Annotated in this window: 7 protein-coding genes; 2 read left to right on the top strand and 5 right to left on the bottom strand. The window is 37.1% G+C overall.

What is annotated here, in order from left to right:
* Window positions 1–6 precede the first annotated feature (6 nt).
* The 4 genes from ileS to gdhA form a co-directional block, all read right to left on the bottom strand.
* Window positions 7–3429, bottom strand: coding sequence for an isoleucine--tRNA ligase (gene ileS, locus ACIQ2L_RS02385; RefSeq protein ID WP_396156075.1), 3423 nt, complete (start codon window positions 3427–3429; stop codon window positions 7–9).
* 170 nt (window positions 3430–3599) lie between these two features.
* Window positions 3600–4313 (bottom strand): DNA repair protein RecO, encoded by a 714-nt coding sequence (gene recO, locus ACIQ2L_RS02380; protein WP_396156073.1) that lies wholly within the window; start codon window positions 4311–4313, stop codon window positions 3600–3602.
* Between the two features lie 28 nt (window positions 4314–4341).
* Window positions 4342–6615 (bottom strand): T9SS type A sorting domain-containing protein, encoded by a 2274-nt coding sequence (locus ACIQ2L_RS02375; protein ID WP_396156071.1) that lies wholly within the window; start codon window positions 6613–6615, stop codon window positions 4342–4344.
* A gap of 200 nt (window positions 6616–6815) precedes the next feature.
* Window positions 6816–8159, bottom strand: coding sequence for an NADP-specific glutamate dehydrogenase (gene gdhA, locus ACIQ2L_RS02370; protein WP_396156069.1), 1344 nt, complete (start codon window positions 8157–8159; stop codon window positions 6816–6818).
* 257 nt (window positions 8160–8416) lie between these two features.
* On the opposite strand from gdhA, the gene ACIQ2L_RS02365 reads away from it, so the two are divergent.
* On the top strand, window positions 8417–9199 hold the full coding sequence (locus ACIQ2L_RS02365) for a THC0290_0291 family protein (protein ID WP_396156067.1): 783 nt from the start codon (window positions 8417–8419) through the stop codon (window positions 9197–9199).
* 9 nt (window positions 9200–9208) lie between these two features.
* On the opposite strand, the gene hflX is transcribed toward ACIQ2L_RS02365, so the two are convergent.
* Window positions 9209–10432 (bottom strand): GTPase HflX, encoded by a 1224-nt coding sequence (gene hflX / locus ACIQ2L_RS02360; protein ID WP_396156065.1) that lies wholly within the window; start codon window positions 10430–10432, stop codon window positions 9209–9211.
* Between the two features lie 190 nt (window positions 10433–10622).
* Between hflX and ACIQ2L_RS02355 the strand changes: the two genes are divergently transcribed.
* Window positions 10623–19901, top strand: coding sequence for a fibronectin type III domain-containing protein (locus ACIQ2L_RS02355; protein WP_396156063.1), 9279 nt, complete (start codon window positions 10623–10625; stop codon window positions 19899–19901).
* Window positions 19902–19931: the final 30 nt, after the last annotated feature.

Genomic DNA, 19931 nt, shown 5'->3' with positions numbered 1-19931 from the left:
TTTTTGCTATTTTGAGATTAATATTTTTGTTTTTATACTGTCAAATTCTATTTCTATTCCGTTGTTTAAATCAGTTACAAAATCTAATGTTTCTGTTAATGTTTCCGATTTGATATACTTTTTATTGGCGTTAACTGCTTTTTCTAACGCGTCATTTTGCTGTAAATGAACTTTAATTTTATCAGTTACTTCAAAACCACTGTCTTTTCTAATGTTTTGAATTCGGTTAACCAATTCTCTTGCGATTCCTTCGTCTATTAATTCTTCGGTTAAAGTGATGTCTAAAGCAACCGTTATTCCATTTGCATTAGCAACTAACCAACCTGGGATATCTTGTGAAGAAATCTCAACATCATCGGATGATAAAATTATACTTTTTCCTGATATAACAAGTGACAACTCGCCTTTTGTGTCTAATTCGTTGATTTGTTCTGCAGAAAAACTTTGTATCTCTTTGGCTATCAATCCCATGTCCTTGCCAAAACGAGGACCGAGTGCTTTAAAATTAGGTTTAATTTGCTTTACCAAAACTCCTGATGCATCATCCAAAAGTTCAATTTCTTTAACGTTTACTTCGGCTTTTATGAGGTCGGAAACTGCCTTAATTTCAGCACGCTGATTGTTGTCAAGTACAGGAATCATAACCTTTTGCAACGGTTGACGTACCTTTATCATTTCTTTTTTTCGAAGCGATAAAACGAGAGATGAAACGGTTTGTGCTTTCATCATTTTACTTTCGAGTGATTTATCAACAAAGTTTTCAACCGAATTTGGAAATTTCGCCAAATGTACTGACTCAAATTCCTCTATATGTGTTGCTTGTGTTAAGTCTCTGTAAAGTTTATCCATAAAGAATGGAGCTATAGGGGCCGATAGTTTGGCTATGTTTATCAAACACGTGTATAAAGTTTGATAAGCTGCAATTTTATCTTTTTCGTATTCCCCTTTCCAAAATCTTCTTCGGCACAGACGCACATACCAGTTACTCAAATTCTCCTGAACGAAATCAGAAATAGCTCGAGCTGCTTTTGTGGGTTCATAATCAGCGTATGCTTCATCAACCACCTTTATTAAGGTATGCAATTCAGATAAAATCCAACGGTCAATTTCCGGTCTTTCATTTAGCGGAATTTCTGCTTCGGCATATTTAAAACCGTCAATGTTGGCGTATAACGAGAAAAACGAATAGGTGTTGTATAATGTTCCGAAGAATTTACGTCTTACTTCAGCAACACCTTCGATATCAAATTTTAGGTTATCCCAAGGATTCGCATTGGATATCATATACCAACGTGTCGCATCGGGACCGTATTCTGTTAATGTCGTAAAAGGGTCAACGGCATTTCCAAGACGTTTGGACATTTTTTGTCCGTTTTTATCAAGCACCAAACCGTTTGAAACTACATTTTTATAGGCAATCTTGTCAAAAACCAACGTTCCGATAGCGTGTAAAGTATAAAACCAACCACGCGTTTGATCTACACCTTCGGCTATAAAATCGGCTGGAAAATCTTTATTTTGATCGATTTTATCTTTGTTTTCGAATGGGTAATGCCATTGCGCATAGGGCATCGCGCCACTATCAAACCAAACGTCAATCAAATCGCTTTCGCGTTTCATAGGTTTACCAGAAGCTGAAACTAACGTAATGCCATCGACAACATTTTTATGTAAGTCGACTAAATCATAATTGGCTTCACTCATGTTTCCGATTTCAAAACCTTTAAAAGGATTTTCGGCTTGAAAACCAACAGCAATTGATTTTTCGATGGCATTGTATAATTCTTCAACAGAACCAATCAAAACTTCTTCTGTTCCGTCTTCAGTTCTCCAGATTGGCAATGGAATTCCCCAATAACGGGAACGGGATAAGTTCCAATCGTTAGCATTTTTTAACCAATTTCCAAAACGTCCTTCACCTGTTGCTTTTGGCTTCCAGTTGATGGTTTCGTTTAAGTCGAACATTCTGTCTTTAACTTCGGTTACTTTGATGAACCAAGAATCTAACGGATAATACAATAAAGGCTCATCGGTTCTCCAACTGTGAGGGTAACTGTGAACGTATTTTTCAACTTTGAACGCTTTGTTTTCTTCTTTTAGCTGAATTGCGATTTCAACATCTGCAGAACGTTCAGGAACTTTATTGGCATCATAATATTCGTTCTTTACATATTTTCCAGATAAATTTCCTAAACCTTGAATAAACCTGCCCTGCAGGTCAACCAAAGGCACTGGATTTCCACTAGCATCTAAAACCAACATTGGCGGCACTTCTGGTTTAGCTTCTTTGGCAACTTTGGCATCATCAGCTCCAAATGTTGGTGCCGTATGTACAATTCCGGTTCCATCTTCTGTGGTAACAAAATCACCTGAAATAACTCTAAAGGCATTTTCTGGATATTGATATGGTAAAGTCAATGGCATTAGTTGTTCATAACGAATTCCGACTAAAGCTGCCCCTTTGAATTCTGTTAAAACTTTAAATGGAATATTTCCTGCCTTGCCGGCATGCAGGTTATCTCCAGCTTTGAAGTTTTCAAAATCAGAACGTTCTTCACTTACAAAAAACCCTTTCCCGAACTGTTTTCCGACTAAGTTTTTAGCCAAAATAACTTTTACTGGAAGGAAAGTATATTGATTAAACGTTTCGACCAAAACATAATCGATTTTTGGTCCAACCGTTAATGCTGTGTTACTTGGCAACGTCCAAGGTGTTGTCGTCCAAGCCAAAATGTGAACTTCTCCAAAACCTTGCAAAAAGCTTGGCAACGTTTCTGACAACGTTTTAAATTGTGCCACAACGGTTGTATCCGTTACATCTCTATAACTTCCTGGTTGGTTTACTTCGTGCGAAGATAATCCCGTTCCAGCTTTTGGAGAATATGGTTGGATAGTATATCCTTTGTATAACAAACCTTTATCATAGATTTGTTTCAATAACCACCAAACTGACTCCATGTATTTGGATTTGTAGGTAACATACGGATCTTCCATATCAACCCAATAACCCATTTTTTCGGTTAAGTCATTCCATACATCAGTATAGCGCATCACCGTTCGTTTGCACGCTTCGTTGTATTCTTCGATGGAAATGGTTTTTCCGATATCTTCTTTGGTGATGCCTAATGCTGCCTCGGTTCCTAATTCAACTGGCAGACCGTGCGTGTCCCAGCCCGCTTTTCGCTTCACTTGAAACCCTTTTTGAGTTTTATAACGACAAAAAATATCTTTAATAGCACGCGCCATTACGTGGTGAATTCCAGGCAAACCATTTGCAGATGGCGGCCCTTCAAAAAACACATAAGGTGTTGCGCCTTCTCGAGAAGTTACGCTTTGCTCAAAGACATTATTTTCTTTCCAGAACTCCAGCACTTCTGATGCCACAGTGGGCAAGTCAAGTCCTTTGTATTCAGTAAACTTAGTACTCATTTTTGTCGTTTTCTTAAATCAGTTTGCGAAAGTAATAAATAGTTATGAGTTATGAGTTATGAGTGATAAGTTTTTGCGTGAGTGATAGAAGTGAAAATCCTTTTATGAAGTTTACGGAATAAAAGATTGAAGCGTATAGCACGACCTGAAAGGGCACGCCCAAAGTAATTTTAAGCAAAAACTTCTTTTAAAACATCGAGTGATTTTGGTTTTTTGAAACCATCGAGATGAATGGTATAATAGTCGAGGAGAATTTTTAACAGGATTTGACGCTCGACGCCCGCAAAGACTTTTTGGCCGCTGTCGAATTTTAAATCAATTAGTTTTTTAAACAAAAAGGTTTCGTGTTCCGACAGGCAAGTTGTTCCCTGAATAGGGGAAAACACTCCTTCTTTGGTATCGAAAAATTTAAATTCCATTTCAGAAGTATCAGGATAAAAGCCCAGGAATTTGGTCATTTCGAGCATTAGTATTAAATGAAAGTTAGCCATTTGGTCATGCGCATCAAGCCAAAGCAAAGCCGATTCAAGAAAGTTGAACAGGTTTTCGTTTTTCTCTTCTTCGTGTATACTTTGATGAATGATTTCGGAGAGAAACATTGCGATAGTGCTTTTGACAATATCCGTTGAAATTGTTTGAAAGGCATGGGCTAACTTTATTTCTTTAAAATGTTCTAATGTTACTTTATTCTTATGATTGGCTTCAATTTCTAGAATAGTTAGTGGCTGAAAATAAGCGATTTTTTGATTGGATTTTTTTCCAGAATAGGCACTCGGAACGAAATAACTATTTAGCCCATCCGAAAGGGTAAAGCATTTTACAATCAAGCTTTTTTCTTGGTATCTTAAGGAGGAAAGAACAATCGCTTTGGTTTTTACCAACATTGGGATTTGGGATTTTCAAATTGGAATTTTATCGGATAATCATCACTTTTTTAACAGCGGTTTCAGTAGCGTCATCGGCAGCAATAAAAATCATATAAACCCCTGAAGCTACTTTGTATTTGCCAAATGCCGTAGTGTCCCATTCAATTGTTCCGCCTTCAGATGTGGTTTCGTAAACTAAATTTCCTTCGATATCGGTAATTTTAATATTGGCTTTCGAAATTAATCCTGCAACTTTGACGGTTCCCACAAATTCGGGGCGAACTGGATTTGGATATACATAAACAGCATTTAAATTGTCGGTAGGTTTGGTTGAGGTTCCTAGATACGAAACCAATCCTTTGTTTGTTGCAAAAAACACTTCTCCGGTTGTTGCATTAATCTCGATGTCATTAACCACATTACTTGGTAAAGGGGAATTTTCAGTGGTAAAGTGGTATATAGTTTCTTGACCATTAGGAGAAAAAAGAAATACTCCAGAATCGGCAGTACTAATCCACTTTTGATTGGAACCGTTAACCGCAATATCAGTAATAAATTGTTCTCGCAAAAGTTCTTTTGCAACACCTTCTTCTAAAAAGATAATTGGATTTGCTTTCATTTGGTCTTCGCTATTATAGCTTCCGGAGCTAGACAACACTCGTAACCCTTTGTTCGTTCCAATCCATACCTGACTGCGATTGTCAACGGCTATAGCCCGAACATCAATAGAAGGCAAGTTTCCAGTATCAAGACCTTCGGATAACTTTTTAAAAACATTAGCATTTTCATTAAAGGCAATAACACCGTTTTTATAGGAAGCTATCCATTTTGTCCCGCTTTTATCGATAGCAATCTTGCAAAAATCATTGTTGGTATAATTAGCTAAAATAGTTTCCATATTATAAGATTGCCATTGGCCTCCCGTTTTTAATACTTGAAGCCCGTTTTTAACCCTGCTATTTGTCATCCATAAATTCCCCGATTTATCGAATGTTGTACTATTAATTCTAAAATCTGAACCGGGAACTATTCCTTGCAAAGTACTATTCGAATCGTCATATAAGGTAGTTGGTATGTCACTTTCTAGTTTTAACAATCCACCATTATAAGAGGCAACACATACTTGATTTTCATCATTAGGATTTACAGCAATTCTAACCAAAGCTTTTGCGTTTAATACATCATTGTACGGAATGTTGAGCCAGCCGTCTGTTTCGTTGTATTTGCTAATTCCAAATTCACTTAGACTAAAACCAATATAAGTGTAAGGATTATAGGTAATATCATAGCCACCATATACCGCCCATAAGTTGGAAGAAGTGCTATTAATAGAAAACATATTGTTCATTTTAGGGCCACTAGGCATGATGAATTCAAAATTTGTTGGGCTACTAATTGTTGAGGAAACTATTCCGTTTTCATTCGTTCCTATATATATGCTAGAATCAATAACTGTGGCACAACTAAATGTTGCGGGTGTAGATGTAATTTGAGAATTTAGTATGGTTACAATTGGATTTAATGTTTGATTAAAAATTAAAACTTTGTTTGAGCACGCAGCTATTAAGTAATTCGAGGAAACTCTGATGTCTTGACCAGGTTGCCCAAGGACTGCCAACTGAGAAAAAAAGGAACCGTTGTAACGATAAATTATATTATTAGTGTTCATTCCTATCAATTGGTTGTTGAATGTAACAATACCATTCCAAAAACCAGAATCAAAAACTTGCCATTGGGCAAAATCATTTAGATTTGGGTTGGCAATAGCAGCTTTTCGGATGCCAAAAAATTGTGTAACTGCATAAATATCATTATTAAAAATTGTGGTTTGATATACCTTTACTTCTTGTCCGGCTGGGCCAATAAAATAGGTGTCGCCAAATTCTAAGGTTGCTAATTTGTATTGAACAATTCCAAAATCACATGAAATATATAGTACACTATTATATTCCATAAAATGATTTATTTTTTTAATATTTGCTGGGATGTTTTTATTGATAATGTCTACCACATTTAACATGCTTCCATCCACATCATTAATTACAATTAACAACCCATTTTCATAACCTACTATTGTTTTATTAAAAGTCTCGCTATGATACATAGCAGAAATTGTTTGTCCAGATAGCCCATCAATACTATTTATGGTTTTAAGTTCATTGGTATTCAAATTTTTGGTGAATAAAGTATTTTCAGCAGCTGCAAAAAGGCGGGTACTCGATTCGGACACATCTTTTATAGTGTTATAGGAGAAATACCCTTTCCAATTTCTATTTGGTTGAGAAAAAACTAGTAGTGGCAGAAGAATAAAATAGCACAAAAAACACTGTTTCATCATAGAAGAATTAGCATACAAATATAGTATAAACGCAAAAAGTATCAATTTGTTATACTGAAAACAAAAAATGCCGTCATTTCTGATGGCATTTTAAGGGCTTTATTTCCTTCGGCTGTCGCATTCGCTCTAGTCGTGGCGTTCTATATAGGTCGGCAGCGCTTTTGGTTGGTTGGTTTAATTTTTTATACAATTCCTTGAGCCAGCATAGCATCGGCAACTTTTACGAAACCTGCGATATTTGCACCTTTAACGTAATCAGTATATCCGTTTGCATCGGTACCATATTTTACACAGGCTTCATGAATGTTAGCCATGATGTTTTTCAATCGTTGATCTACTTCTTCCGATGTCCAGCTTAAACGTAAAGAGTTTTGTGACATTTCAAGTCCTGATGTAGCAACACCGCCTGCATTTGATGCTTTACCTGGAGCGAAAAGTATTTTGGCTTTTAAGAATTCGGTAACTGCCTCTGGGGTTGAAGGCATGTTTGCCCCTTCGGCAACACAAGTACATCCGTTAGCAATAAGCGCTTTTGCTTCGTCGCCATTTAATTCATTTTGAGTTGCACATGGCAATGCAATATCACATTTAACTTCCCATGGACGTTTTCCAGAAACGAATTGTGCAGAAGGATATTTGGCAACATAATCGCCAATTCTTCCATAGTTTACGTTTTTGATTTCCATGATGTAGGCTAATTTCTCAGGCGTGATGCCATCAGCATCATAAATATATCCAGAAGAGTCTGAAGCAGTAACTACTTTACCTCCTAATTGAGTTGCTTTTTCAATAGCATATTGTGCTACATTTCCTGAACCTGAAACCACTACCGTTTTTCCTTCAAAGCTTTGACCTTTTGTAGCCAACATGTTTTGAGCAAAATATACATCTCCATAACCTGTAGCTTCTGGTCGAATTAAAGAGCCTCCGAAAGTAATTCCTTTCCCAGTTAACACCCCTGTAAATTCATTTCGTATTCTTTTGTATTGACCAAACATATAACCTACTTCTCTACCTCCAACTCCAATGTCTCCGGCCGGAACATCAGTATCAGCGCCAATATGTTTTGATAATTCCGTCATAAAAGCTTGACAGAATTTCATGATTTCGATATCAGATTTTCCTTTTGGATCAAAATCAGCTCCTCCTTTTCCGCCACCCATAGGTAATGTTGTTAAACTGTTTTTAAAAGTTTGCTCGAAAGCTAAAAACTTCAAAATGCTTAAGTTAACGGAAGGATGAAAACGGATTCCTCCTTTATAGGGTCCGATGGCAGAGTTCATCTGAATTCTATAACCACGATTTACTTGAGTATTACCCGTATCGTCTATCCAAGTTACTCGGAACATGATTACTCTTTCTGGTTCCACCATTCTTTCCAAAAGCATTTTGTTTTGGTATTTTTTATTTTGTTCAATAAACGGAATTACTGTTTCAGCAACTTCCATAACTGCTTGCATAAATTCTGGTTCGTGACCATTTCTTTTTGCAACCAATTCCATAAATGAGTGAATACTTTGTGACATAAAATTATACTATTATTGTTTTTAAGAAATCGATTTCGTAAAATCGCACAAATATACATTTTATTCAAATAAAGGCATGTATTTTTTTCAATTTCATTGGGTTTTGAGTTTATGTTAAGAAAACAAGTAGGTATGGGTTTAAATTCAGTAGATAAAACTTTCTAATAATTTATTTTGAATTTAAATCAACTATTTTTTATTTTATTTTTTAACTGATTGATGTTTTTATATATTTGTCGAGATTTGAACTATTTTGTATGCAAACGCCCAAAAAAATTATAGTATCCCTTTTAATGCTATTTGCCTTGTCAAATAGCGTTAACGCTCAGTTTGGTTTTTCTCATGAAATAGGAGCAATCCTAGGACCTGTTGCTTTTCAATCGGATTATGGAGAGCGTGGAGATTTATCTACCAATACAGGAAACACTGGATATGGTATAGGCCTTATTCATTACTTAAACTTTTCCTACAGAGCAGAATGTAACTGTTACACTCCTGAAACTTATTTTAATGACCACTTCAAATTAAGAAGTGAGTTATCCTATAACAAAACAGAGTTACAGCATTTTGGTAAATGGATTGAAGGGAACTCAACAGGAGCACAGCAATTAAAAGCCATGAGAGGGAGTACTTCTGTAACTAATGTTGGAATGCAATTAGAATTTTTTCCGTTAAGTATTAGAGAGTTTACAGCTACTATAGGTTCATTGGCGCCATTTGTCAGTTTAGGTGGACAATTTAGTTTTTATGATCCAAGAGCATGGTCAGAATTAGGTCCACTAAATACACCAATATCAACACCTATAAAATATTATAACGCAACAACAAGTCAAGGAGGAACAGTATGGTCTATTGTTTCAAGTGTTGGTTGTAGATACAAACTGACTGAACTATCAGATTTGATGGTTGATATGAGATTGCAATATTACTTTTCAAATTGGGTTGATGGTTTGAATCCAGATCCAACAATATACCCAGAAAACAAAGCAAACGATTGGAATGTTTGGTTTAATTTTGGTTATATCTATTATCTTAATTAACAGTCACTATTATTCTTTTTCAACAGCGTCTTTGTAATCAGGGTATAAGAATTTATTATAGGGGAATCTTGTGATGTGAATTTGTCGTACTGCTTCATATACTTTTTCGCGAAATTCTTCAAAGTTTTCTTTGTTGGTTGCAGAAATAAATAACGTATTTTTTTCTCCAACATTATTCATCCAAGTTGATTTCCATTCTTCCAAAGTATAGTGCTTAGTTGTTTTCTCGGTAATTAAATCATCCTCATCAATAACTTGATTTTTATAAGCATCAATTTTATTGAAAACCATTATTGTTGGTTTATTTTGGCTTTTTATGTCTTGTAAAATTTGATTGACAGAACTAATGTGTTCTTCAAAATCAGTATGAGATATATCAACAACATGTAATAATAAATCGGCTTCGCGAACTTCATCAAGCGTACTTTTAAAAGATTCGATTAATTGAGTAGGTAATTTTCTAATAAACCCAACCGTATCTGACAATAAAAAAGGCAAATTCTTAATAACCACTTTTCGAACTGTAGTGTCGAGCGTTGCAAATAACTTATTTTCTACAAAAACGTCACTTTTGCTTATGACATTCATTAATGTTGACTTGCCAACATTTGTATATCCGACCAAAGCAACACGCACCATAGCACCTCGATTTCCTCTTTGAACAGACATCTGTTTATCGATGGTTTTAATTTTATCTTTTAGTAAAGCAATTCGGTCACGCACAATTCTTCTATCCGTTTCAATTTCGGTTTCCCCCGGGCCACGGAGACCAATACCTCCTTTTTGACGTTCTAAATGCGTCCACATTCCGGAAAGTCTTGGGAGTAAGTATTGACATTGAGCCAATTCAACTTGAGTTTTTGCGTAAGAAGTTTCCGCTCTTTGAGCAAAAATGTCAAGAATTAAATTGGTTCTATCGAGAACTTTGCAGTCAAGTATTTTAGAAATATTTTTTTGTTGAGAAGGCGATAACTCATCATCAAATATTATTGTAGAAATATTTTTTTCTTTGATAAAGGAACTGATTTCCTCCATTTTACCAGTTCCTAAAAAAGTTTTAGGGTTTGGTCGTTCCAACTTTTGAGAAAATCTTTTAATTACTTCTCCGCCTGCTGTAAAAGTTAAAAACGCTAATTCGTCAAGATATTCCGTTAATTTTTCCTCATTTTGATTTTGTGTAATTATTCCAACAATTACCGTACGTTCAAAATTTATTACTTCTTTTTCTAACATTTGCTTATATTCTAAAGCAAAATTAGTTATTTGAATTTTAAAACATCACATTAATTTGGAATGATTACCATATAAAATGTATGGATTTTTGCTAAAAAATTTATTTTTTCTAATTTTTTCATAAATTTTACTAAATTTGGACGTCAAAATTCTTTAAAACTTATATACAATAACTCAAAATTTTCATTTCATGAAAAAATTTACATTACTACTATTTTTCCTTTTCATTTCTATTAGCGGGTACTCTCAGCTGTTTGGAAATACAGAAGGTTTTGAAAACACTACAGGTATTACTGGGCCACTTCCAGCAACTTGGACATTAGGAACTGGTGACTGGGCCGTTTTTGAAAGAAATTCTAATCCGGCTGAAGGAACAGATGAAAGCTGGGGAATTAATCCTTTTGCAACTGGTCTTCAGTATCAAGGAACGAATTGTGCCTCTGTAAGTAGAGAGCAAATTCAAGCCGGAAATACTTCAGAAGATTTCTTGGCAACTTCTGTCATTAGTATACCTCTTGGCACAACTGAATTAAGGTTTTGGACTAGAAATTTCACCAGTGGTAATCAAGGGACTATATTTAAAGTAATGATAGCTCCTACAGTTGCACCTCAAACAGATCCTGATTCTTATACTGACTTACAACAATGGTCTGAGTTAGATTTAATTGTACCAACTTCAAATTTTAATGTTTGGACAGAAAAAGTTGTGGATGTATCTGCCTATGCAGGGTTTGATGTGTATATTGCTTTTGTAAGAGTATATACGCAACCAACAGGAGCTCAAGATGGCGATCGTTGGTTAATCGACAAGGTTTCTGTAAACACACAATGTACAACACCAGTGCCTGCTGCTGCAACAGCAATAACATCAACCACAGCAAGTTTAACATGGACAAACCCAAGTGGCGCAACTACATGGGAAGTAGAAATTGTTCCTGCTGCTGGAACTCCAACAGGAATTCCAACCTATCCAGCTTACAGTGGAGCTTTACCTTTTATAGCAACAGGCTTGTTGCCAAACACAGCCTATAAATATTATGTTAGGGCTATTTGTTCTACAGGCTTTTCTAGTCCGTGGTCTGTAGCTTCGACCAATTTTACAACACTAATTGCGCCACCTGTTTGTGGTGGAAATTTAGTTGATTCAGGAGGAATTGGAGGAGATTATTTAAATAATGAAAATGTTACTACGACAGTAAATCCGATAACTCCCGGAGATTTAGTGACGGTTACTTTTACAGCTTTTAACACACAAGCTGGTTCAGACATCCTAAGAATTTATGATGGCCCAGACGCGACATTTCCTTTATTGGCCACATTGTCAGGGACAACTTTACCTCCATCCTATACCTCTTCGGCAGTTTCAGGAGCTTTAACATTTGTATTTACCTCAAACGCAACTACGGTAGCTGCAGGTTATGCGGCAAATATAACTTGTGCAGCAGCCCCTCCTTGTAGAATTCCAACAGCGGTTGGATATAGCATTGCATCCGTTACCACAAACTCTGTTTCATTAAACTGGACACAACCAGCAAATCCTGATTTGAGTGTTGCTTCAGTTTGGGATATTGTTGCATTGCCAGTAGGTTCACCAGCTCCAAATGCTGCAACTGTTCCAACAGCAAATGATATTACTGCTGGAGCTGGCCCATCATACCTTCTTACTGGTTTAACACCTGCTACGTGTTATGATGTATACATTAGAGCAGTGTGTGCAACCAACAGTGCATGGAGTACAGTTCCAGTAAATGTCTGTACTTTGGTTGCTCCGCCGGTTTGTGGTGGTACTTTTGTGGATGCAGGAGGAACTGGGGCAAATTATAATAATAATGCTAACGAAACAACAGTGATAGCACCTGTTACACTGGGAGATGCAGTAACGTTGACTTTTACAGCATTCAATACGCAAGCTGGATCAGATCTTTTAAATATTTATGATGGTCCAAATGCAAGCTTCCCATTATTGGCAACTTTGTCAGGAACGACAATACCACCAGCTTTTACTTCTTCGCATCCATCAGGAAATTTAACCTGTGTGTTTACCTCGAATGCGGCAACAACCGCAGCTGGTTGGATAGCCAATGTGACTTGTGCACCGCCACCTTCATGCGCTACACCAACAACTTTATCAGCTCCATCTTTTACCTTTAATTCAGCTACATTAAGTTGGGTACAACCGGCAAACCCTGATACTAGTGTAGCTACTTCATGGGAAGTTTTAGCATTGCCTTGTAATTCTGCTGCACCGGGAGCTGTCGTCACAGGTGCAGTAACTACAACAACGAATACTAATTTTTTACTTACACCATTAGCTCCTAACTCATGTTTCGATATTTACGTAAGAGCAATTTGCGGAGCTACTACTTCTTTGTGGTCAGTAGTACCAGTTAGAGTAAATACTCCGGTTGCTCCACCATTATGTGGTGGTAACTTTGTAGATGCCGGAGGAACAACTGCAGCGTATCCTGCTAACTCTAATGTAACAACCATTATTTGTCCTACTACCCCAGGAGATTTAGTAACAGTTACCTTTACCTCATTTGACACGGAAGCTACATGGGATGGACTTTATGTTTATAACGGTAATGCAGTAGTGCCAGCAAACATTGTTGCGAGTGCTAATCCCGCTGCAAACGTACCAGGAGGTATTGCTGGTTCTTATTGGGGAAATGCAATTCCTGGGCCATTTACCTCTTCTGCAGCCAATGGTTGTTTAACCTTTGTTTTTAGAAGTGATGGATTAGTTCAAAATGCAGGTTGGGTTGCGAATGTAACTTGTGCACCGCCACCAACTTGTGTAAGACCTACAACAATAACAACAAACACCCTTACATCGAATTCAGTTGTTTTAAACTGGACACAACCAACAAACCCAGATAGTACTGTTGCTTCTGCATGGCAAGTTGTAGCTCTACCCTGTGGTTCACCTGCTCCAGTTGGAAATCCAACTACAGGAGTAATTTTTAATAACGTAACATCAAATCCATTTACACTTACTGGTTTAACACCTGCAACATGTTATACTATATATATAAGAGCGATATGTAGTGTTACAGACAGCAGTACTTGGGCAAGCGCTGCAAATATCACAACTTTAGCAGCTCCACCTGAATGTGGGGGTAACTTTGTAGATGCCGGAGGAACAACTGCAGCGTATCCTGCTAATTCTAATGTAACAACTATTATTTGTCCTACTACACCGGGAGATGTAGTAACGGTTACTTTTACTTCATTTAACACGGAACCAAATTTCGATGGTCTTTATGTTTATAACGGTAATGCAGTAGTGCCAGCAAACATTATTGCGAGTGCTAATCCAGCCGGAGCTGTGCCAGGAGGTATTGCTGGTTCTTATTGGGGAATTGCAATTCCTGGACCATTTACCTCAACTGCAGCGGATGGTTGTTTAACCTTTGTTTTTAGAAGCGATGGATCAGTTCAAAATGCAGGTTGGGTAGCCAACATAACCTGTGCTCCGCCACCTACTTGTAGAATCCCTACAACAATAACAACAAACACCCTTACATCGAATTCAGTTATATTGAACTGGACACAACCAACAAATCCAGATAGTAGTGTTGCTTCTGCATGGCAAGTTGTAGCTTTACCCTGTGGTTCACCAGCTCCAGTTGGAAATCCAACTACAGGAGTAATTTTTAATAATGTTACATCAAATCCATTTACACTTACAGGTTTAACACCTGCAACATGTTATACTATATATATAAGAGCGATATGTAGTGTTTCAGACAGCAGTACTTGGGCAAGCGCTGCAAATATCACAACTCTTGTTGCACCGCCTGTTTGTGGTGGTAACTTTGTAGATGAGGGAGGAACAGCAGCAAATTATGCCGCCAACTCTAATGTAACAACTATTATTTGTCCAACCAATCCAGGAGAGATAGTTACTGTAACATTTACAGCATTTAATACTGAAGCAAATTTTGATGCATTATATGTATATGATGGAAACACAGTTACACCGGGTGCTTTAATTCCTAGTGCTAATCCAGCCGCCAACGTTCCAGGAGGTTTAGCTGGTGGTTGGTGGGGCAATACGATTCCAGGGCCATTTACTTCTACAACCGCTAATGGTTGTTTGACCTTTGTTTTTAGAAGTGATGGAGTAGTACAAAATCCGGGATGGGTTGCTAATGTTACCTGTTCACCAGCACCAACTTGTGCGAGACCACTTACTATTACCGCTGCTCCAGTCACACAAACATCGGCGGTACTCAATTGGGTACAACCGCCAAACCCTAACGGATCAACAGCAACTGCATGGGAAGTTTTAGTATTGCCAGCGGGTTCACCAGTTCCGACAGGCCCAGGAATTCCAGTTACAAGTATACCCTATAATATAAATGGGTTAACCCCAGGAACAGGCTATGTTTTCTATGTACGAGCCATTTGTTCTCCAACGGACGCCAGTATATGGTCAGCATTTAATTTTGCAACATTACCTGTAAATGATGCATGTGATAATGCCACATTTGCAATAGTTAACCAAAATCTGAACTGTGTTCAAACCACTCCGGGAACTTTAGCAGGTGCAACAGCATCACTTCCTGCTACGACATGTGGTGGTGCTGGTGCGGCTAATGATGATGTTTGGTTTACGTTTACAGCAACAACCGTAACTCATGTTATTTCATTTAATAACGTTACTCCTGCAACACCTTTAAGTTATGCTATTTATCAAGGAACTTGTTCAGGTTTGACAGAAGTTGGTTGTAATACTGGAGCTGGTTTAGTGGCAGGAACAACTTATTTTATAAGAGTATTTTCAACAGGAACGGTTCCGGTATTTACTAATTTTAATTTATGTATAGGTACTTTACCTTGTACAGAAGCACCCGCTTTCTGTACAGGTCAGACTGTGACCTACGCTAACGCAACCAATGTGCCAAGTTTAGGACAAATAGGATGTTTATTTACATCTCCTAACCCTGCATTCTTCTTTTTACAAGTTAATCAAGCAGGGCCATTAAGTTATTTGATATCTCAAGTTTCTACTGCAGGAGTAGGGATAGATGTTGATTATGTTGCTTGGGGTCCATTTACAGATTTAAATACTGCTTGTACCGGAGTTCCAGCTAATCCACTTGCACAAACTGTTCCAATACCAACACCAGTTACAGGTTGTCCAGGAACGCTTCATGCCTGTAGCTATTCTACAGCACCGCAAGAAATTATGTGTATCCCCAATGCTCAGCTTTGTCAAGTTTATGTAATTATGATTACAAACTTCTCGAACCAAGCTGGTACAGTAACGTTTACGCAAACGAATACTGGAGGAGGAACTACAGCTTGTTTCCCAATTAATACATTTAATTATTCACAAACAAATTATTGCCAAAACCAACCAAATCCGACGCCTATATTATCACCAGGAGCAACAGCGGGGGTTTATAGTTCCACGCCAGGATTGGTATTTGTTGATTCAGGGACTAATTTGAATTCGGCGACTGGGCAGATTAATTTAGCACTTACTACTCCTGGAAATTATATTATTACGAGTACTTCGGCTACAACTATTGGAGGGACTTGTAATACCATTCCATTTATTACAACTTCAAGAACGGTAATTATTACTGCTCCAGCGAGTGCAACCATTGCTTATTCAGCAGCAACATATTGTAATAATATCTCTATTACGCAAGGTGTTACAAGAACAGGTACATTAGGAGGAACGTATTCAGCTGCACCAGCAGGTTTATTATTAAATGCAATTACAGGTGAAATAATACCCGTTGCTAGCACACCTGGTCTTTATACAGTGACCTATACAATTCCTGCAACTGGAGGTTGTGCTGTATTTACAACAACTACTCAAGTTGAAATATTAGCATCACCAGTTCTTAATCAGACTTCTGTCGCTGCATGTGATACGTATACATTACCAGCTTTAGTATTTGATATACTTCCAGGCACAGTTGGAAATTATTACAGTGCTCCTGGAGGAGTCGGAACACCTTTAGATATAAATGTTCCAATTACATCGACACAACCCGTTTTTGTATATGCAACTGCAACCAATGGGTGTATTAGTGAGAGACAATTTACGGTAACTATTAATACGGTCCCTACACCAACATTTACAGTAATACAATCTTCATGTACAGTTCCAACAGGTTCCATAACGGTTACCGCTCCAGTTTCTGCTGGAGGACCACTTCCTGCAAATTTATTTATTTCAGAAGTAACCGATGCGGATACAGGTTCTTTAAGTTATGTTGAGATTTATAACGGAACAGGAGTTGCAGTTAATTTAGCAAATTATAAATTGAAGTTCTATACTTGGGGACCAACATCTACTTCAGAAAATTTACAATGTGATTTGCAATTAGCAGGTACTATTCCTAATAATAGTACTAATGTTATTAAAGTAAGTAATGATGCTAATATTACTGGAGTTACTCCAAACCAAACTTTTACAACATGCGCAGGGGTTAATAATAATGATAATATTAGATTGACAACTGCAACGGGAACTGAGATTGATGTTTGGGGAAGAATAGATGGTTCAACGTTTACCCCAGGCGGTCAAACAGGGTATACTTATAGAAGGTTAAACTCAGCTACTATTCCTAGTACAACATGGATTTCAACTGATTGGACTCCATTAGACCCAGAGGTTTATAGCAATGTTGGAACGTATAGTTATCTAGTTTCAACGTATCAATATAGTCTTGATAGTGGTCCTTTCCAAACCAATACTACTTTTAGTAATGTGCCATCTGGTCCTCATACATTGGTTGTAAAAGATGTAACTACAGGTTGTTTATCAACTCCAGTAAATATTGTTATTGACGCTGTAAATCAAATACCTTCAGTATCAACAATCACATATCAAACACCAATTTGTCAAAATTCAACTGTAAATCCATTACCAGACACTTCTGCTACAGGTTTTACAACAGGAGGAACATTTACTTCAAATCCAAGTTCTGGAATAAATTTAAATCCAACAACTGGAGAGATAACTTTATCTGGGACTACACCAGGTAACTATGACATAACGTATACCGTTCCTTTTGACCCAATAACTTGCCAAGCCTTTAGTTCAACTACATTCTCAATTGTTATTACTAATGTCATAACACCAGTAGTTGGATTTAGTTACACTACTCCTATTTGTAAAAATGCTCAAGCTACATTAACCCCAACGTTAAATTCTGGGTTTACAACGGGAGGTGTTTTTAGTTCCACTACAGGGTTAATTATTGACTCAGCAACAGGTGTAATTGATTTAACTAATAGTACGGCTGGGCCCTACACAATTACCTATACATTAGCAGGGAATAGCTGCTTAGCAGTAACTAGTAATACTTTTGACCTAGTTATTAATCCAGTAATCACCCCAGTTACTACATTTACGTATACAACACCAGTTTGCCAAAATTCAACTGTAAATCCATTACCAGATACTTCTGCAGCTGGATTTACAACTGGAGGAGTATTCACATCAAATCCTGCAACTGGAATTGACATCAATCCTTCAACAGGTGAAATCAATTTAGCAGGATCTACGGGTGGATCTTATGATATTACCTATACCATAGCTGCAAATTTAAGTACTTGCCAGGTATTCAGTTCAACAACATTCACAATTGTTATTACTAATGTGATAACACCGGTAGTTGGATTTAGTTATACAACACCAATTTGTCAAAATGCTCAAGCTACATTAAGCCCTATTTTAGATTCAGGGTTTACTACGGGAGGTGTTTTTAGTTCTACTACAGGGTTAATTATTGACTCAGGAACAGGTGTAATTGATTTAACTAATAGTACAGCTGGGCCATATACAATTACATATACGTTAGCAGGGAATAGTTGCTTAACAGTATCTATTAATACTTTTGACATAGTTATTAATCCAGTAATCACCCCAGTTACTACATTTACTTATGCAACTCCAGTTTGTCAATTAAACACAGTTAATCCATTACCTGACACATCAGCGATTGGATTTACAACTGGAGGGGTATTTACTTCAAACCCTTCAACAGGGGTTGATATAAATCCGAGTACTGGAGAGATTAATTTAGCCAATACTAGTGCAGGAACATATATAATTTCTTATGATGTAGCAGCTAATCCTGGAATATGTCAATTGGTTGGTTCAACTTCATTTACAATAGTAATTAATCCAGCTACACCAGCTGAAGTTGGATTTAGTTATACGACTCCAATTTGTCAAATTTCTCAGCCAACTTTAGCACCAACATTAAACGGAGGGTTTGTTACAGGAGGTACATTTACTATTAATCCTTCAACAGGTGTAGTAATTGATCCTGTTACCGGAGTACTTACTTTAGGTAATTCTGCAACTGCTGGAACCTATGATGTTACCTATACTTTGGCAGCAGATATAGCTACTTGTAGAGCAGCAACAACTTCTTCAGCAATTCAAGTTGTTATTTCTCCTTCAACAAACGCAAATGTTGGATTTACTTATGGTTCACCTATTTGTGTGATAGCACAACCTTCACTAGCTCCAGTATTAGCAACTGGATTTGTTTCCGGCGGTACCTTTACGGCTAATCCATCAACAGGTATAACTATAAATGCTTCAACAGGGGAAATAAGTTTAGCAAATAATGCTACTACTCCAGGAACTTATAATATTACTTATAGTATTGGTGTTAATACAGCTACTTGTCAAAATGCTACAACTTCGGCTCCTTTTCAAGTAATTATTACCCCTTCAACAACACCAATTGTAGGATTTAATTATGATTCACCTATATGTGCTGGAGAAACGGTTAATCCAACACCTAATTTAGTTGCTGGATTTGTAAGCGGAGGTGTTTTTGGACCAACGCCACTAGTTAACCCTTCGACAGGAGAGGTGAATTTAAGTCAAGTATCTCCAGGGCAACAGTATACAATTACCTATAATCTTGCAGTTAATACAGCAACATGTCAAAATGCCAATAACAGTAGTGCAACTATTTCTATAACATCACCTATTCTAGTAGAACTAAGTGGTGGATGTCAAAGTGTGAGGTATATATTAACAGCTACCCCACAAAATGGATCATTTGTTCCTGAAAATGCTACTTATTCTTGGATTAATGCACAAGGAGTTGAAGTTGGAACCGATCAAAGTTTGGTAGTTACAGTCGTGGGAACTTATACAGTAACGGTTACATTTAGTGGCTGTTCTAATACATCACTCCCTTTTGTAGTTGAATCAGTTGCTTGTGTTATTCAAAGAGGGATTTCCGTAAATAATGATAATTTTAATGACACCTTTGATTTAACTGGTTTTGATGTTAAAAATCTTATCATATATAATAGATTAGGAATGCAGGTTTACTCACGTAAAAATTATGTTAACGAATGGGGAGGAAAATCCGATGACGGCGACGAACTTCCAGACGGAACTTATTTCTACAATATTGAACAACGTTCAGGAGAAGTTAAAACAGGATGGATTTACATCAATAGAGCACAATAAACTTAACAATTAGCATTCAAAATAAAACAA

The organism is Flavobacterium sp. (assembly GCF_044369455.1).
Classification (GTDB): Bacteria; Bacteroidota; Bacteroidia; order Flavobacteriales; family Flavobacteriaceae; genus Flavobacterium.
Note: the sequence above shows the minus strand (reverse complement) of the source record. Positions and strands in the feature narration are given on the sequence as shown.

Coding starts and splice junctions, on each gene's coding strand:
- ileS (WP_396156075.1), bottom strand. CDS start 3,429: ATGAGTACTAAGTTTACTGAATACAAAGGACTTGACTTGCCCACTGTG.
- recO (WP_396156073.1), bottom strand. CDS start 4,313: ATGTTGGTAAAAACCAAAGCGATTGTTCTTTCCTCCTTAAGATACCAA.
- gdhA (WP_396156069.1), bottom strand. CDS start 8,159: ATGTCACAAAGTATTCACTCATTTATGGAATTGGTTGCAAAAAGAAAT.
- ACIQ2L_RS02365 (WP_396156067.1), top strand. CDS start 8,417: ATGCAAACGCCCAAAAAAATTATAGTATCCCTTTTAATGCTATTTGCC.
- hflX (WP_396156065.1), bottom strand. CDS start 10,432: ATGTTAGAAAAAGAAGTAATAAATTTTGAACGTACGGTAATTGTTGGA.
- ACIQ2L_RS02355 (WP_396156063.1), top strand. CDS start 10,623: ATGAAAAAATTTACATTACTACTATTTTTCCTTTTCATTTCTATTAGC.